This window comes from Arthrobacter sp. I3 (assembly GCF_000520575.1).
Lineage (GTDB): Bacteria > Actinomycetota > Actinomycetes > Actinomycetales > Micrococcaceae > Arthrobacter > Arthrobacter humicola_A.
The window spans coordinates 1-16733 of record NZ_KI914908.1 but is presented as its reverse complement, the minus strand read 5'-3'; the positions used below and the strand labels follow the sequence as shown (position 1 = coordinate 16733).

The following is a 16733-nucleotide window of genomic DNA, read 5'->3' as shown; positions in this document are numbered from 1 at the left end:
CCGGCGCGGTCTTCGCCGCCCGCCATACCGTACCAGCCGGTGCGGTCAGTTGGCGTGCAGGGCCTCGTTGAGCTCCACCGTCTGGCCCTTGCGGGGGAGGACCTCAACCTCACCAGTGGTGGAATTGCGGCGGAAGAGCAGGTTCGGAACGCCGGAAAGGTCCACGGCCTTGACGATCCGGCTGGTGTCTTCGCCGTCGGCGTCCTTGGGGCCGATCACGCGCACACGGGTGCCGGCGGTGACGTAGAGGCCTGCCTCCACCACCGAGTCGTCACCGATGCTGATGCCCACACCGGAATTGGCGCCGAGGAGGACCCGCTCGCCGAGGGAGATCTTTTCCTTGCCGCCGCCGGAGAGGGTTCCCATGATCGAGGCGCCGCCGCCGACGTCGGACCCGTCGCCGGTGACGACGCCGGCCGAGATCCGGCCCTCGACCATGGAGGTACCCAGGGTTCCGGCATTGAAGTTCACGAAGCCCTCGTGCATGACCGTGGTGCCTTCGGCCAGGTGCGCACCGAGCCGGACCCGGTCGGCGTCGGCGATCCGGACGCCGGAGGGAACGACGTAGTCCACCATGCGCGGGAACTTGTCCACGCCGAACACCGTGACGGCGCCGCGCTTGCGCAGGCGCGCCCGGGTCAGCTCGAAGTCCTCTACGGCTGCGGGGCCGAAGTTGGTCCACACCACGTTGGGAAGCTTGCCGAAGATGCCTTCAAGGTTGATGGTGTTGGGCTGGACGAGCCGGTGGGAGAGCAGGTGCAGGCGAAGGTAGGCGTCCGCCGTGTCCGCGGGTGCCGCATCCAGGTTGATCTGGGCGAAGACAACTATCTGCTCGGTGGCCCGGTCCGGGTCAGTGCCGCTGGCGGCGATGTCGATCAGCGACTGGTCCGCGTTCTCCACGCCACGCAGGTGCTCCGCGGCGACTCCGAGCGCCGGCGCCGGAAACCATACGTCCAGCACGGTGGCGTCATCGTTGCGGGTGGACACGGTGGCCACCCCGTAGCCATAGGCAGAGCGGGCGTCAGAACGAGCGTCGGCGGGCACAGCGGAAGCAGCAGTTTCAGTCATGGCCCAAGTCTAACGAGAGGCGCCTCGGGCGCTGAAACTCATGACAACCCGATTGGCACGCTGCGGGGGCCGCTTGACGCCTGGGAACGGCCCCTGCAGCGACTCAGGTGGGACGGGGAGGCAAACAGATAAGGTGGAACGGTGACCCCCACGAATCCGCGCACCCCTGCCAGTGCCACCGCCAGCGTCCCTGTCCGCAGACCGGTCCATCTGGACCTCCGCCAGGACGTCGCCCTGCTCACGGCCGCCCTGATCGACATCAACAGCGTCTCCGGCAACGAGGGGGTCCTGGCCGACGCCGTGGAGCATGCCCTCCGCCAGCTGCCGCAGCTGGAGCTGGTCCGCGACGGCGATTCGATCATCGCCCGCACCAACCTGGGCCGGGCCGAGCGCGTCATCCTGGCCGGCCACCTGGACACCGTGCCGTTGCCCACCACCGAGGGCTCGCTGGGGACCGTCCCGGCGTACTGGCCCTCCGGGGCCCCGGGAGAGGGGATCCTCTACGGCCGCGGCGCCACTGACATGAAGGGCGGCGTCGCCGTGCAGCTGGCGCTGGCGGCCACCATGTTCGACGGCGGGGCGGAACCAGGCAAGGACGTCACGTTCGTATTCTACGACCACGAGGAGGTCGAGGCCGTGAAGAGCGGCCTGGGCCGTCTGGTGCGCAATCACGGCTCCCTGCTCGGCGGGGACTTCGCGATCCTGCTTGAGCCGACCGACGGGACGGTGGAGGGCGGCTGCAACGGCACCAGCCGCTTCGAAGTGACCACGAACGGCGAGGCTGCCCACTCGGCACGGGCCTGGATGGGCAGCAATGCCATCCACGCCGCGGCCCCGATCCTGGCCCGGCTGGCGGCGTATGAGCCGCAGACCGTGACGGTTGACGGCCTGGACTACCGCGAAAGCCTCAACGCCGTGAAGATCCACGGCGGCACGGCCGGAAACGTCATCCCGGACAAGTGCGTCGTGGAAATCAACTACCGCTTCGCGCCGGACAAGACCCCGGACGGAGCCGAGGCCGTCGTGCGCGAACTGCTGGACGGATTCGACGTCGTGCGCACCGACAGCGCGGCCGGCGCGCGGCCGGGCCTGAACCACCCCGCGGCGGCGTCCTTCGTCGCCGCCGTCGGCGCGGAGCCGAAGCCCAAGTACGGCTGGACCGACGTCGCACGCTTCAGTGAACTGGGCATCCCCGCGGTGAACTTTGGACCCGGCGATGCTCTGCTGGCGCACAAGGACAACGAACACGTCGAAGCGGACGCCATCCGCGAATGCCTGCGGGCGCTGCGGACCTGGCTGAGCGCCTAGCAAAGCCTAGTAAGCAACGCCCAGGACACAAGTAACGCACAAAGGGTCCGGAACCTCCGTGAGGTTCCGGACCCTTTGTGGGTGGGACGGCTTACTTGGCGGCCGGAATTCCGGCGACCGGCACGTGCGCCACGCCGCCGGCGGCGCGCTTGGAGCCGCGGCGTTCGAGCCAGATGGCCAGGCGGGAGACCGCCAGGTCGATCGCGATGTAGATGGCCGCGGCTACGAAGAACACCGGGAACAGGTACTGCGGACCCAGGAAGTCCGCCATGACCTGCACGGCCCGGAGCAGCTCGCCGTAGGCGACGATGTAGCCGAGCGACGTGTCCTTCAGCAGCACCACGAGCTGCGCGACCAAGGACGGCAGCATGCGCCGGATGGCCTGCGGCAGCTCGATGGTCAGCCGGCACTGGAAGCTCGTCAGGCCGATCGCCAGGCCGGCCTCACGCTGGCCCTTGGGCAGCGACTGGACGCCGGCGCGGATGATCTCGGCGAAAATCGCCGAGTTGTAAAGGACCAGGCCGGCCACGACGGCGATGAACGAGCTGGTGGCAAAGACGAGCAGCACGAACAGCATCATGAGCACAACGGGCATGCCGCGCAGGAATTCCAGCACGATCCGGGTGGGCACCCTGATCCAGGCGTTGTCCGAGATGCGCATCAGGCACAGGAGCAGGCCCAGCGGGAAGGCAATCACGGCCGACACGGCCGCGGCGGCCAGGGTGGCGCCGATGCCGGCGGCGATCAGGGCCCAGACCTCGGGAAGCTGGAAGACAGCCCAGCGTTTGGGGTCGAAGATTCCCTGCTGGGCCAGGGTCATGACTGCCAGGACGAGGAGGCCGCCGATCACGATCACGCCGATGATGGAGCCGATCAGCGAGACCCGGCGGGCTTTGGGGCCGGGGACGTCATAGAGAACAGAGCTCATCGTGCGATCGCCACCTTTCGTTCAACGACGCTGGCGAGGTAGCCAAGCGGGATGGTTATCAGCAGGTAGAAGAATGCGATGCCGACCAGAACCCACATGACGGCGTCGCCGTTGGCATTGGCCAGCTGCTTGCCCTGGCCGAAGAGTTCCAACACATAGAACGCGCCGGCCACAGAAGAGTTCTTGACCAGGGCGATCAGAATGTTGATCAACGGCGGGATCACGGTGCGCAGGGCCTGCGGCAGGATGATCAGCGAGAGCACCTGGGTGAACTGCATGCCGATGCTGCGGGCGGCCTCCGCCTGGCCCACCGGGACACTGTTGACGCCGGAGCGCACTGCCTCGGCAATGAAGGCCGAGGTGTAGGCGCTCAGGGCGATGATGGCGGCGACCTCGAACTGCTGGAACGTGACGCCCAGGCGGGGCAGAACCACCGCGGCGAAGAAGAACGCGATGGTCAGCGGGGTGTTCCGGACGATCTCGACGTACGTCATGCTGAAGCCACGCAGCGCGGCGACGGGCGAGACACGGGCGGCAGCCAGGATGGTGCCGAAGACCAAGGCGATAATCCCCGAGATCAGGGACAGGAAAAGGGTTCGGAGAAAACCGTCCCAATACTGGGGGAGGTTTTCAATGATGACGTCCATAAGTTCCTTCAGCTGCGTTGAGGGGATTCCAGGCGAAAGACGGGAGTGGCGGCTAGTAGCGGTCGATCGTGGGAAGCGCGGGCGTGGTCTTGATGACCGTGCCGGCGGTGTCTTCCCAGGCCTTCTTGTAGGACCCGTCCTTGTCGGAGGCCTCCAGCTGGTCATTGACCCACGTGCGGAAGGCGGTGTCGTCCTTCTTCAGGCCGATGCCGTAGGGCTCCTTGGTGAAGGTCTGATCCGATGCCAGCTTGAAGGCGTCCGGTTCCTTGGACACGAAACCGGCCAGGATGACGTTGTCGGTGGTGACGGCTTCAACCTGGTGGTTCCGCAGCGGTTCCAGGCAGGCTGAGTAGGTCGCGGCCGGAACCAGGACGGCTCCGTACTTCTCCACGATCGTCGAGGCTGGCGTGGAGCCGGTCACGGAGCAGACGTTCTTGCCCTTGACGTCTTCGGGCTTGGTGATGGAGTTGTTGTCCTTGTTCACCATGAGCGCCTGTCCGGCCTCGTAGTACGGTCCGGCGAAGTCGACTTCGGCCTTGCGCTTGTCGTTGATGGTGTAGGTGGCGACGATCATGTCCACCTTGCCCTGCTTGAGGAACTGCTCGCGGTTGGCGGAGACAGTTTCGACCCACTCGATCTTGTCGGCGGGAATGCCCAGCTTGGCAGCCATCAGCTTGCCGATTTCGACGTCGAAGCCGACGGGCTTGCCGTCGAGGCCCTTCTGGCCGAAGAGCGGCTGGTCGAACTTGGTGCCGATCGTGATCTTGCCCGCGGATGCAAGCTTGGCCATGGTGGAATCGGCAGGAAAGCTCGGCTTCTCGGCCACGGGCGGGTTGGTGGTAGTGGAGGAGCTGCCGCCACAGGCGCTCAGGCTGAGTGCCAGTGCTGCGGAAGCGGCAACCAGAAGGGATTTCCTTCGGGTCAAAAATGCCATCATGACATTCCTTTCATTGGGCGGCCGCCGTCCGGCAGCCAGGGTGCGAAAACGTAGTCGGTCAGTGTGTCAGCAGCTTGGACAGGAAATCCTTGGCCCGGCTGCTCTTGGGGTTGTTGAAGAATTCCTCGGGGGTCGCGTCCTCAACGATCTGGCCGTCGGCCATGAACACGACGCGGTCGGCCGCCTTGCGGGCGAAGCCCATCTCGTGGGTGACCACGATCATGGTCATCCCCTCCTTGGCGAGCTGGACCATGACGTCCAGGACCTCGTTGATCATTTCCGGGTCAAGAGCCGAGGTGGGCTCATCGAAGAGCATCACCTTGGGCTTCATGGCCAGGGCGCGGGCGATGGCAACGCGCTGCTGTTGGCCGCCGGAGAGCTGGGCCGGAAGTTTGGGGGCCTGATGCCCGACGCCGACCCGCTCCAGGAGGGCCATGGCGTCCTTGTCGGCCTCGGATTTGGCAACGCCCTTGACCTTGATGGGGCCGAGGGTGACGTTTTCCAGAATGGTCTTGTGGGCGAACAGATTGAACGACTGGAAGACCATGCCGACGTCGGCGCGCAGCTTGGCCAGTTCCTTGCCCTCCTCGGGCAGTTCCTTGCCATCGATCTTGATGTCGCCGTCGTCGATGGTCTCGAGGCGGTTGATGGCGCGGCAGAGCGTCGACTTGCCGGAACCCGAGGGGCCGATGACAACGACAACTTCACCCTTGCGGACGTTCAGGTTGATGTCCTTCAGGACGTGCAGCTGGCCGTAATGCTTGTTCACGGCCTTCAGGGAGACGAGGGCATCGCCGGGCACTTGAGTAGTCATAGTACGAATCTAGCGAAGATTGACCAGATATGACGGCAATCACTCATTTTGGTGCAGATCGTGATTCAAGAGATACCTGCACGTCAGGTCCCTTTGCCGGACTGCGTCGGACATTCGCCGTTGACCTCTGCGAACGGCCTCGGCAGGCGGCTGCGGCCGTGCGGCGCCGACGCGCCGACGCGGCGGCGGCCGAGTTCCGCGCTAGCCTATGGGCATGAGTACCGATCCGCAGCACGGCCCCAAGCAAAACCTCGAGCAGAACCCGGAACAGAACCCCGCCGGAAAGCCGGCCCGGGAGGCCCGGAGCACACCGGCGCCCAACGGAATCCGCCACAAGGGTCCGCTGGAGCTGCGCCGCAAGGCCGCCAAGGTCACGATGTCCGACCAGACCTTGCTGGACACCAAAGGGCCGGGACAGTTCGTCCACACCGACCCCTGGCGCGTGCTGCGGATCCAGAGCGAGTTCGTGGAAGGATTCGGCGCGCTGGCCGATCTCGGTCCGGCAGTCAGCGTCTTCGGTTCCGCCCGCACCGTGCCGGGGAGCCCGTACTACGAACTCGGCGTCGAGGTCGGACGCCGGCTGGCCGAGGCCGGACTGGCCGTGATTACGGGCGGCGGCCCCGGCTCGATGGAGGCGGCCAACATGGGCGCCGTGCAGGGCAACGGCGTCTCCGTGGGGCTCGGAATCGAACTGCCCTTCGAGCAGGGCATGAACCAGTGGGTGGACCTGGGCATCAACTTCCGGTACTTCTTCGCCCGCAAGACCATGTTCGTCAAGTACGCCCAGGGCTTCATCGTGCTCCCCGGCGGCCTCGGCACCCTGGATGAGCTCTTCGAAGCCATGGTCCTGGTCCAAACCCGCAAGGTCACTTCCTTCCCGATCGTCCTGGTGGGAACCGCTTTCTGGAGCCCCATGCTCGAGTGGGTCCGGGACACCCTCGTTGCGGAGGGAATGGTCTCGGCTGAGGACCTGGACCTCGTGCAGGTGGTGGACGACCCCGCGCGGGCGGTCGAGCTGGTCGTGGAAGGCGCCGCGCGCCACCGGAACCCGAACGGCGGCTCCACCAACGGGACCGGCACGGCGGACATCAAGGGAACGCGGGGCTGATCCGTCCGCCTGAGCGCTCCGGCGTCCGGCTTCTGGCACGATGGTCTAGTGAGTCTCTTCCTGGTTTTCCTGGCGATTGTGCTGATCGGCGTCGCCGTCCTCCTGGGCACCGGCCTGGCAACGAAAATCTTCCGTCGCCGCCGGGACGGCGGTGCGGGCGGTTCTTTTGACGACGGTTTCGACGAGCCGGTCGCATCACTGCCGCCGGTCCTGCTGCCCGAGCGCGCGGCCGCGGCGGACATTGACCGTCTGCGCTTCGCCGTCGGACTCCGCGGCTACCGGATGGACCAGGTGGATCAGGTCCTGGATGACCTGCGGGAGCAGATCGTCGCCAAGGACCAAGAGATCGAGGCACTCGGGGAGGAACTGGAGCGCCTCCGTCCGCCAACCGAACAGCGTCCGTGAGCCGCGTGGAAGACCCGGAGACCGTCGCGGCGCCTGAGGCCCGGAAGCCCCAGGGGTTGAACGCGGCCCTGTGGAGCCGCATCGCCGCCGCGGGCGCCGGGATGGCGCGGTGGCCCTGGTGGGCGCAGGTGGCCGGACTCTACATCGCCGCGAGGCTGGTCAGCGCCTGCATCTTCATGGCCGCCGCCCTGCACCAGGGCGTGAATCCATGGTTTCCCGCCAAGCCCGACTACTGGAACTTCATCAACATCTGGGATGCCCGCTGGTACGCCCAAGCGCTGCAGGCGGGGTATCCGGCGCTTCTGCCGACCGACGACGCCGGCACCGTCCAGGAGAACACGTGGGCCTTCTACCCCCTGTTTCCCGTGCTGGGCCGGGTGGTGTCCGGCCTGACAGGCACGGGCCCGGCGTGGTCCCTGACGGCCATCGCCCTGGTCTCCGGAATGGGTGCAGCCCTCGTGGCGTGCAGAATTTTCCGGCACCGGGCCACGCACCGCACGGCGCTCTGGGGGACCGTGTTCCTGGCGGCTTTCCCGGTGGCGCCGGTGCTGCAGGTGCCCTACGCCGAATCCCTCAACCTGCTGCTCCTGGGCGCCGCGCTGCTGCTCGTCATGGAGCGCCGGTACCTGTGGGCCATGCCCGTTGTGGTCCTGATGTGCCTTTCCCGGCCCACCGGTGTGCCGTTTGCCGCGATGATGGGCCTGTTGCTGCTCTACCGTTTCTGGCAGCGCCTCACCGCGCAGCGCCTCACCGCGCCGACCCGCACTGTGCAGCATCCCACGGCACAGCACCCCACGAATCAGAGCCCCGCGACACAGGGCGTCACAGTGCAACGCCGGGCCGGCGTCGCCCTCCCCGGCAACGCCGAGCTGTGGTCACTGGGCGGGCTCACCGCCGTCAGCGGCGTCGGTGCCCTGCTGTGGCCGGCCATCGCCTGGGCCGCGACCGGCGATCCGGGCGCCTACACCAAGACCGAAACCGCATGGCGCGGCGATGACCTGGTGCCGTTCAAGCCATGGTTCGACGCCGGCATCATGCTGTTCGGACCGACGCTCGGCGTGCTGGCTCCCTTCGTGTTCGTTGCCACGTTCACGCTGCTGATGATGTCCCGGCCGGTCGTCGCCCTGGGCACCGAGCTGAGGCTCTGGTGCTGCTGCTATATGGGCTACCTGCTGGTCTTCCTGCACCCCCAGACCAGCACGTTCAGGATGCTGCTGCCGCTGTTCCCGCTCGCCCTCAGCGCCGCCCTTCTCTCGCGTTCCCGCGCCTACCGCGGCACCGTGGTGGTCATGTTCGTGCTGCTGCAGATCGTCTGGATTGTGTGGCTGTGGGCGTGGGCGCAACTGCCGGGCGGAGGGGACTACCCGCCGTGACGCACGGCACCATTTCGCGGCGCAGGCCCGGCCTGGCGGGACGCGCTGGAAAGTCCAACGATTAGCTACGGGCGCATTGTTACGCGATAATAGAGGATAAGCAAGGACAAGAAGCACACAGTTTGTAAGCGGTTTATTTGTGAGTTTGCCGGTCACGGCAGCCTCCTGGAGCGCTGCCGGACGGCTTGATTGGCCAAGCGGACGCAGCCCGGCCGGGCTGGTATGTCAGGGACTAATGGAGGGGATATTCCTTATGGCGGCAATGAAACCACGCACCGGCGACGGCCCTATGGAAGTGACGAAAGAGGGACGAAGCCTGATCATGCGTGTTCCGCTCGAAGGCGGGGGGCGGCTTGTAGTCGAACTCAATGCCGCTGAGGCGACGAACCTCAAGGAATGCCTCGTCGGCGTCACCGAATAGCGTCACGCCAAGAGCTTCGCAACAGGGCGGGGTCCCGGCCACCAGGCTGCGGACCCCGCCCTTTGCTGTCAGTACCCGCCCCTTGGACCCGGGCTAGTGAATCCTGGCTGCTACTTCTTCACCGCGATCAGCAGGCCGTCTCCGGTGGGCAGCATGGCGGAGGCGAGACGGTCGTCGTCGCGGATGGACTTGCCGATCTGGCGCAACACCACGGTGGTGCCTTCCCGGGCGGCCGGGTTCGCGACCCGGTCCTTGTCGAGGGCATCATTGACGATCAGCAGCCCGCCGGATTTGAGCAGCCGCACGGCCTGTTCGACGTAGCTGGGGTAGTTAGGTTTGTCCGCGTCAATGAAGACGAGATCATAGGCGCCGTCCGTAAGCCGCGGCAGGACATCCCCGGCCCGGCCAGAAATGGTGCGGGTGCGGTTGGCGGGGCTGCCGGCCTCCTGGAACGCTTCGCGCGCTGCCTTGAGGTGTTCGACGTCGACGTCGATAGTGGTCAGGACAGCCTGCGGACCCAGCCCGCGCAGGATGCACACGCCGGACACGCCTGCGCCGGTGCCGATCTCCACGGCGGTCTGTGCCTTGGACGCCGCCGCCAGCACCGTCAGCACGGCGCCCACGCCGGGGCCGATCGGGGTCACGCCAAGCTCGAAGGACCGTTCGCGCGCGTGCAACAGGACCTCATCCTCGGCAGGCAGATCTTCTGCATAGGACCAGCTCGTGGACTTATCGGCGCTCATGGGATATCGCTTTCTGGGCGGCAGGGGAGTGTTCCCTACAGCGTACTGTGTCCGGCGGGACGGGACGCGGAGGCGGCAGCCCCGTGGCCCCGGCCGGAGGGGGTCGTTCTGCCTTCGGCGGAAGACCGCGGTGGATCAGGAAATTCCCAGCTTATTTTGAAATGATGGGTATCCGCTCATCCGCGTGGTGATCGGCGTCGAATGAATGGTGCAGGAACCTGTGCAAGCAGGCACAATTCAGGCGTAGGTACCATCCACGAGGGGAGTGGACGATGTCGATTCTGGCACCTGTCCCGGCAACTGAGGCAACAGATTCAACCGGCCAGTCCCGGACCGCGGCGGAAGCCGAATGGGTCCGGCCGACCTGGGAGGAAGTGGTGACGAACCACTCCGCCAAGGTCTACCGCCTTGCGTACCGGCTGACCGGAAACAAGTACGACGCCGAGGACCTCACCCAGGAGGTGTTCGTCCGGGTCTTCCGTTCACTCGAGAACTTCAAGCCCGGCACGCTCGATGGCTGGCTGCACCGGATCACCACCAACCTGTTCCTGGACCAGGCCCGTCGCAAGAGCCGGATCCGCTTTGACGCTTTGGCCGACGACGCCGAGTCGCGGCTGCCGGGCCGGGAGCCCGGGCCAGAGCAAAGCTTCGAATTCAACAACCTCGACGTCGATGTCCAGGCAGCGCTCGAGGAACTTCCGCCCGACTTCCGCGCCGCCGTCGTGCTGTGCGACCTCGAAGGGCTCTCCTACGACGAAGTCGCGGCCGCGCTGGACATCAAACTCGGGACCGTCCGGTCCCGGATTCACCGCGGCCGGACAATACTCCGTGAAAAGCTCGCGCACCGCGACCCGCGCCCGGCGCAGCCGGCCAAGCAGTCCCTCAAGCCGCGGCTCAAGATGCCGCGCATCGCCGGCCTCCTCTGAACCGGTCAATGGGTCTGCTGAGACGTTTACTGGGAGCACCAGGCTGCAAGTTCTGGGGCGGGCCCGGGGCTACCCGGAAATGGGCCGCCGGCCGCCACGACCACGTGGAAGCATGTGCCGAATGCCGCGCCCGGCAACAGCGCGAACGCCAGTACCTCGAGAAGCTCCGCGGCGCCGCCGTGCCCGAGGCCAGTGAGGACCTGACTGCACGGCTCCTGGCACGGACCGGTCAGCTGGCCGCGGAACGGGCGGCGGCGGAACGGGAACAAACAGCCCCGGCAGCTACGGCGCCTGCTGCTACAGCTCCGGCACCTGCAGCTCCTACACCTGCGGCACCTTCAGCGCCGGAACGGGCCATGGCGGAACGCCCCGACCCGGCCGGCACAGTGGAAGTATTGGACACAGCGGAACGGCCGGGAGCGGCGGATGCCGCCGGGGCCGGCCATCGTCCGTGGCCCTCGGACCGGTTACCGGCAGGACCCCCCGTGCCTAGTCGGCCAGGGACCGCGGGACCGGTCGCCGGTCATGCCGCCGCCGCGGGTCCACACCGCGCCCGCCGCCGCGGCCCGCGCCTGCCGGTGCTTGCCGTCGGCGGAGCCGTCGCCGCCTTGGCCCTCATGACCGGCACCGCGTACGTCATGGGCGGCGACGACGCGGTCCCCGCCGAGGGCGCAGAGACTGCCGCCCTCGCCCACCCGGATGCCCCCGGGCTGCCCGCCAGCGGTGAGCCGCTCGGTGCAACGGAGCTGTTCGACGCCAGCGGATCCGGCGTCCCCGGCGCTGAGGGAACCGGGCCCCGTGTCGCGTTCGGCCTCGGCGGCGAGCCCGACTTCACCCCTGCCGGGACGCTGAACACCGGCGAGCTTGCCGCGTTCCGCTCGCAAGGATGGACATGTCCGGAGCTGCACGAGCTCGGATTCCACCTCATCTGGGCCCGCGCCGGCGTCATCTCCGGGGACGAGGTCCTGGAACTTCGCCTCACGGATGGCCGGCACTTCGCCACGGTCCTTGAGCAGCACGCCTCGACGCGGGCGCCCGCGTCGCCCCCCGCACCCGCACGGGCCGAAGTTTCGCCCATCAACGTGCTGACCGGACATACCGCCGTGGCAGACGGCTTCATCCCGGCCAAGGCCGGCACGCCGTCGGCCGCCCCCGAACCCGGAAATGGCTTTCTTTGGGTAAACCCCGCCCCGCCCTACCGGGCCATCTACCAGACGTCGGCGGCGACATACACGTACATTTCTGACCTGCCGGCCGAGCAGGCGGACGACGGCGTTGCCGCGCTGACCCGGGTCAGCAGTGGCACTCCCGTGCCGGCCTCGCACAACGGAATTCCGGAACGGATCGAGCGAGGATTGAGCCGAATCCTGGAGCATCTGGCACCGTGAGGCAGGGACGGGCCGGACATGGCCGGCATACGGACTTCGCGGAATCGTCGCCAGCCCGAGCGAGAGGGTAACCTTCCTAAAGTGCTTGGAATCAATGGACCGGAGTTCTTACTTCTGCTGATCATCGGCCTTCTGGTGATTGGTCCCAGCAGGCTGCCCGAATACACCCAGAAACTTGCCAATATTGTCAAGGAAGTGCGCCGGATGGCGTCCGGTGCGCGGGAACAGATCAAGGAAGAAGTCGGCATCGACATCGATGAGGTCGACTGGAAGAAGTACGATCCGCGCCAGTACGATCCCCGCCGCATCATCAAGGAAGCGCTCCTTGACGATGACACCAAGCCGATGAGCGCCGGGGCACCCGCAACGGTCTCCGCGGCCGCTGCCGCGACTGCCGTCGCCGTGCACCGCCCCGAGCGGGTGCTCGAGCGGCTGCCCGAGGGCGAACCGGCACCCTTCGACTCAGAGGCGACCTAGGACTTCCCGCGGCGGACCTACCGCAGTGCCTTCGCAGTGATGCGGACGGGCCCTATCAGCGGGCTTCCGTGTGGGCATCCGTCGGCACGGGGCGCTGTCAGCGGGGCTGCAGACCCAGCGGCATGCCCTTGAGGCCGCGGGGAACCGACGCCAGCCTGCCGGCGATCCCCGCCAAGGCCACGGCCGCAGGCGTCTCCGGACGGCCCAGCACCAGCGGAACTCCGGAATCCCCACCCTCACGCAGCAGGACTTCGAGTGGAATCTGGCCCAGCAGCGGCACGTCCTCACCCACGGTGGCCGAGAGGCGCTCGGCCAGCACGGCGCCGCCGCCGCTGCCGAACAGTTCCATCCTGCCCCCGTCGGGCATTTCAAGGTACGACATGTTTTCCACGACGCCGGCCACGGTCTGGCCCGTCTGGGTGGCGATCGCACCCGCCCGCTCGGCAACATCCGCGGCGGCTGCCTGCGGGGTGGTCACGACGAGGATCTGCGCCTTGGGCAGCAGCTGGGCGACGGAGATCGCGATGTCGCCTGTGCCGGGGGGCAGGTCCAGGAAGAGGGCGTCGAGGTCGCCGAAGTAGACGTCGGTGAGGAACTGCTCCAGCGCCCGGTGCAGCATCGGGCCCCGCCACGCCACGGGCTGGTTCCCGGTGACGAACATGCCGATGGAGATGACCTTGACCCCGTAGGCCACGGGCGGCAGGATCATGTCGTCCACCCGCGTGGGGACCTGTGTGATGCCCATCAGCGCCGGAACGGAGAAACCGTACACATCCGCGTCCACGATCCCCACACGGAGCCCCTGGGCGGCCAGGGCGCACGCCAGGTTGACCGTGACGGAGGACTTGCCCACGCCGCCCTTGCCGCTCGCGACGGCGTACACCTTGGTCAGCGAGCCCGGCGCGTTGAACGGGATGCCGCGCTGGGCGCCGGCGCCCCGCAACTGCTCCTTGAGGGCGTCGCGCTGGACCTGCGTCATCACTTTAAGGTCCACGTCCACGCCGGTGACGCCCGGGACGGCGGACAATGCAGCCTCGGTGTCCGCCGTGATGGTGCCGCGCAGCGGGCAGCCCGCGATGGTCAGCAGCACCGCGATCCGCACGCGGCCGCCGTCGCCGATCTCAACGGACTCCACCATGCCGAGCTCGGTGATGGGGCGGCGGAGCTCAGGGTCGATCACGGTGGCAAGTGCGCCGTGCACTGCCTGTTCCAGCGGGGTGCTCATGCGGGTGATGCTCAGCTTTCGGGGATGGTGCGGTGTGCGGGCTGGCGGGTGGGATCGGCCGCGGCCTCGGAGTGGTTCGCCGACGGGTTCGGCAGTTTCCCCGAAGGGTTCCCTGTCGGGTCCTGTGAAGAGTCCTGCGACGGGTCCACCGCACGGTCCTTCGCCGGGTCATCGCGCTTGCCGCCGGCTTTTACCCGGGGGATTTGCTGGGTCCGGGGGCTGCGCTGCTTGTCGCGCCGCTCCTTCATCTTCTCCTTGACCTTTTCCCGCGGGGTCTCGTGGGCGCCGGCGGAAGGATCGTGGGTGCGCAGTTCCTCCTGGGCCTCCAGCATGTCCTCCAGCAGGCTGCGGAGCTCGGCGCGGACGTAATCGCGGGTGGCGACCTCGCGCAGCGCGATGCGCAGGGACGCAAGTTCCCGGGTCAGGTATTCAGTGTCGGAGAGATTGCGCTCGGCCCGCTGGCGGTCCTGCTGCAGCGAGACCTTGTCGCGGTCGTCCTGGCGGTTCTGGGCCAGCAGCAGCAGGGGCGCGGCGTAGGAGGCCTGCAGGGACAGCATGAGGGTCAGCAGCGTGAACCCCAGCGCCCGTGAATCGAACTGCCATTCCTCCGGCGCCCACGTGTTCCAGCCCAGCCAGAACAAGCAGAACACCGTCATGTACATCAGGAACGCGGGGGTTCCCATGAAACGGGCGAAGCCTTCCGTGGCATGGCCGAAGGCGTCCGGGTCGGGACGGAAGTTGGGCAGGATACGCTGCCGGCCGCTCAGGGGCGTGTCGAGACCGCCGGTGGTCCTGCCGCCAGGGCGGACATTGGAGGTCCGTGGTGCTGTGGGATCAGCCAATGCGGCCTCCAAGCTTTCTTATCGGGGCATCGTCCTCGTGGGCGCGCCAGTCGTCCGGCAACAGATGATCAAGCACGTCGTCAACAGTCACCGCCCCCACAAGCCGTCCGTCATCGTTGACTACGGGAAGCGAGTTGAGGTTGTACGTTGCCAGCGCGCGGGCAACCTCGCTGATGTGGGCCTGGTCGGAGACCGGCTCCAGGCTCTTGTCCACCAGATTGCCCAGCGGCTCCGGCGGCGGAAAGCGCAAGAGCTGCTGGATATGGACGACGCCGAGGAATCGTCCCGTCGGCGTCTCCAACGGGGGCCGGGCGACGAAGATCGACGACGCCAGGGCGGGGGAGAGTTCCTCCCGGCGCACGTGCGCGAGTGCCTCGGCGACGGTTGCTTCCGGGGGAAGGATCACCGGCACGGGCGTCATGAGCCCGCCGGCGGTGTCCTCGTCGTATTCGAGCAGGCGGCGGACGTCTTCGGCGCCTTCGGGTTCCATCAACTGCAGGAGTTCTTCAGCCTGGGCGCTGGGGAGTTCGGCAAGGAGGTCGGCGGCGTCGTCCGGATCCATCTCCTCGAGGACGTCGGCGGCACGGTTGACGTCCAGGGCAGAGAGGATCTCCACCTGATCACCTTCGCGCATCTCCTGCAGGACGTCCGCGAGCCGTTCGTCCTGGAGTTCGCTCGCAACCTCGAAGCGGCGCTTGTCGCTCATTTCCTGCAGGGCCTCGGCGAAGTCGGCGGGCTTGAGGTCCTCGTGCGTGGCCACGAACTGGGTGGCGGCCTGTGGCTCGGTCTTGGCGCCTTGCCGGGCATCGGCCCAGTCGATGATGAGGGTTTCATTGCGGCGCAGCCGGCTCAGGGGCGAGAGGGAGTGGCCGCGGCGGACGAAGAGCTTGCTGACGAACCAGTCGCCGGAGCGGTGCCGGTCCATGGCGATGTCTTCGATGGTCGCGTCGCCGCTGCCGTCCGCAAGGGTCACCCGGCGGTCGAACATTTCGGCCACCACGAGGGTTTCCGCGCCGCGCTGTTCGAAACGGCGAAGATTGACCAGCCCGGTGCAGATAACCTGGGTCTGGTCTATGGACGTAATTCGGGTCATCGGCACGAAGACACGCTTCTTGCCGGGGACCTCGACGACGATGCCCACCACGTGCGGGGCGCCCCTCGTTCCGCGGGAGAGCACCACGACGTCGCGCAGCCGACCCAGACGGTCGCCCAATGGGTCGAAGACGTCCAGTCCGAGGAGGCGCGCGACAAACACTCGCGAAAGATTCGTGCTCACCCCTACAGGCTACCGAGTCTGCTCTCTTTTAGCTGAATTTCCAGCCGCACACCAGCCCGATGGGTGAGAATGGGCATATGTCAAACATTTTTGGTGCTCCCAGGGCCGGTGCCCCCAACGGCTCGGACGAGGCACGCACCGTCCCGAGAGGCGACGTTGTCGGTTCCTACAACTCCTACCTGGATGCCCAGAAGGCGGTGGACTACCTGGCTGACCAGCAGTTCCCCGTGCAGATGGTGTCGATCGTGGGCAATGACCTGAAGATGGTCGAGCGGGTGACCGGCCGGCTTACGTACCCCCGCGTCGCCCTCTCCGGCGCCCTCAGCGGCATGTGGTTCGGCCTGTTCGTCGGCGTCATGCTGTCCTTCTTCTCCACCACCCCCGGTTATTTCTCGATTGTGACGTCAGTCCTGATGGGTGCCGCGTTCTTCATGCTGTTTGGCATCGTCACGTACGCCATGCAGCGCGGCAAGCGTGACTTCACCTCAACCAGCCAGGTCGTGGCGACCAATTACGACGTCGTGGTCTCCTTCGAGGCCGCCGGCGAAGCCCGGCGCCTGCTCCACCAGCTGCCCATGACGGCGCACGACGCGGCCGGTGCCGCGGCCGGCGGTTTCGCTCAGCAGGACTACCGTCATCAGGCACCGCAGCAGCCCGGCCCACAGCAGCCGGGACAGCAGACCCATGCGCCGCAGCGCCCCGCGGGCTGGAACGACCCGTACGGCCAGAGAACGCCGGAGACCGGCGCAGACCCGGCCGGACAGTACCAGGGCGGTGCACCCCAGCAGGAGGGCCCCGCAGGCCCCGCTCCGACGGCGCCGGCCGCGGCTGAGGAGGCGGCGGCCCG

18 protein-coding genes are annotated in these 16733 nt (G+C 67.2%); 9 read left to right on the top strand and 9 right to left on the bottom strand.

The window, feature by feature from the left end; translation table 11 throughout:
• Window positions 1–45: 45 nt before the first annotated feature.
• Window positions 46–1068, bottom strand: a complete 1023-nt coding sequence (gene dapD / locus Y706_RS0104810; protein WP_028275683.1) for a 2,3,4,5-tetrahydropyridine-2,6-dicarboxylate N-succinyltransferase — start codon at window positions 1066–1068, stop codon at window positions 46–48.
• Between the two features lie 210 nt (window positions 1069–1278).
• On the opposite strand from dapD, the gene dapE reads away from it, so the two are divergent.
• Window positions 1279–2376 carry a succinyl-diaminopimelate desuccinylase gene (dapE, locus tag Y706_RS0104805; protein ID WP_028275682.1) on the top strand — a complete coding sequence of 366 codons (1098 nt, stop codon included), beginning with the start codon at window positions 1279–1281 and terminating at the stop codon, window positions 2374–2376.
• Window positions 2377–2467: 91 nt separating this feature from the next.
• Here dapE and Y706_RS0104800 read toward each other — a convergent pair whose 3' ends face one another.
• Genes Y706_RS0104800 through Y706_RS0104785 form a run of 4 tightly spaced genes read right to left on the bottom strand, consistent with a single transcriptional unit; the run spans window position 2468 to window position 5702 of the window.
• Complete coding sequence (locus Y706_RS0104800) at window positions 2468–3304, bottom strand: amino acid ABC transporter permease (RefSeq protein WP_028275681.1); 837 nt, start codon at window positions 3302–3304, stop codon at window positions 2468–2470.
• On the bottom strand, window positions 3301–3951 hold the full coding sequence (locus Y706_RS0104795; protein WP_028275680.1) for an amino acid ABC transporter permease: 651 nt from the start codon (window positions 3949–3951) through the stop codon (window positions 3301–3303). Before Y706_RS0104795 ends, Y706_RS0104800 begins: the two co-directional genes overlap by 4 nt.
• A gap of 52 nt (window positions 3952–4003) precedes the next feature.
• Window positions 4004–4888, bottom strand: a complete 885-nt coding sequence (locus Y706_RS0104790) for a glutamate ABC transporter substrate-binding protein (protein ID WP_028275679.1) — start codon at window positions 4886–4888, stop codon at window positions 4004–4006.
• A 58-nt stretch (window positions 4889–4946) separates the two neighbouring features.
• Entirely contained in the window at window positions 4947–5702 is a 756-nt protein-coding gene (locus Y706_RS0104785) for an amino acid ABC transporter ATP-binding protein (protein ID WP_028275678.1), read from the bottom strand.
• 208 nt (window positions 5703–5910) lie between these two features.
• Here Y706_RS0104785 and Y706_RS0104780 point away from each other — a divergent pair, with 208 nt between their 5' ends.
• The 4 genes from Y706_RS0104780 (at window position 5911) to Y706_RS27805 (ending at window position 9009) form a co-directional block, all read left to right on the top strand.
• Window positions 5911–6810 carry an LOG family protein gene (locus tag Y706_RS0104780; RefSeq protein WP_028275677.1) on the top strand — a complete coding sequence of 300 codons (900 nt, stop codon included), beginning with the start codon at window positions 5911–5913 and terminating at the stop codon, window positions 6808–6810.
• Window positions 6811–6858: 48 nt separating this feature from the next.
• Window positions 6859–7215 (top strand): DivIVA domain-containing protein, encoded by a 357-nt coding sequence (locus Y706_RS0104775; protein WP_028275676.1) that lies wholly within the window; start codon window positions 6859–6861, stop codon window positions 7213–7215.
• 101 nt (window positions 7216–7316) lie between these two features.
• Entirely contained in the window at window positions 7317–8588 is a 1272-nt protein-coding gene (locus Y706_RS0104770; protein WP_253906696.1) for a hypothetical protein, read from the top strand.
• 253 nt (window positions 8589–8841) lie between these two features.
• A complete protein-coding gene (locus Y706_RS27805; protein ID WP_079550332.1) occupies window positions 8842–9009 on the top strand; it encodes a DUF3117 domain-containing protein in 168 nt (55 codons plus the stop codon).
• A 110-nt stretch (window positions 9010–9119) separates the two neighbouring features.
• Here the strand turns inward: Y706_RS27805 and Y706_RS0104760 are convergent, their stop codons facing one another.
• On the bottom strand, window positions 9120–9752 hold the full coding sequence (locus Y706_RS0104760) for an O-methyltransferase (protein ID WP_028275674.1): 633 nt from the start codon (window positions 9750–9752) through the stop codon (window positions 9120–9122).
• A 272-nt stretch (window positions 9753–10024) separates the two neighbouring features.
• On the opposite strand from Y706_RS0104760, the gene sigE reads away from it, so the two are divergent.
• The 3 genes from sigE (at window position 10025) to Y706_RS0104745 (ending at window position 12543) form a co-directional block, all read left to right on the top strand.
• On the top strand, window positions 10025–10678 hold the full coding sequence (gene sigE / locus Y706_RS0104755) for an RNA polymerase sigma factor SigE (RefSeq protein WP_028275673.1): 654 nt from the start codon (window positions 10025–10027) through the stop codon (window positions 10676–10678).
• Between the two features lie 485 nt (window positions 10679–11163).
• A complete protein-coding gene (locus Y706_RS27800; protein ID WP_156945067.1) occupies window positions 11164–12066 on the top strand; it encodes a hypothetical protein in 903 nt (300 codons plus the stop codon).
• Window positions 12067–12147: 81 nt separating this feature from the next.
• Window positions 12148–12543: a twin-arginine translocase TatA/TatE family subunit gene (locus Y706_RS0104745; RefSeq protein WP_028275671.1), complete on the top strand. Its 396-nt coding sequence runs from the start codon at window positions 12148–12150 to the stop codon at window positions 12541–12543.
• A 97-nt stretch (window positions 12544–12640) separates the two neighbouring features.
• Here the strand turns inward: Y706_RS0104745 and Y706_RS0104740 are convergent, their stop codons facing one another.
• From Y706_RS0104740 to Y706_RS0104730, 3 genes are all read right to left on the bottom strand, one after another.
• Complete coding sequence (locus Y706_RS0104740; protein WP_028275670.1) at window positions 12641–13768, bottom strand: Mrp/NBP35 family ATP-binding protein; 1128 nt, start codon at window positions 13766–13768, stop codon at window positions 12641–12643.
• Window positions 13769–13779: 11 nt separating this feature from the next.
• A complete protein-coding gene (locus tag Y706_RS0104735; RefSeq protein ID WP_253906695.1) occupies window positions 13780–14535 on the bottom strand; it encodes a DUF1003 domain-containing protein in 756 nt (251 codons plus the stop codon).
• A 67-nt stretch (window positions 14536–14602) separates the two neighbouring features.
• A complete protein-coding gene (locus Y706_RS0104730) occupies window positions 14603–15886 on the bottom strand; it encodes a magnesium transporter MgtE N-terminal domain-containing protein (protein ID WP_028275668.1) in 1284 nt (427 codons plus the stop codon).
• A 77-nt stretch (window positions 15887–15963) separates the two neighbouring features.
• Between Y706_RS0104730 and Y706_RS0104725 the strand changes: the two genes are divergently transcribed.
• Window positions 15964–16733 (top strand): YflT domain-containing protein (locus tag Y706_RS0104725; protein WP_028275769.1); only part of this gene is annotated, 770 nt, incomplete at its 3' end.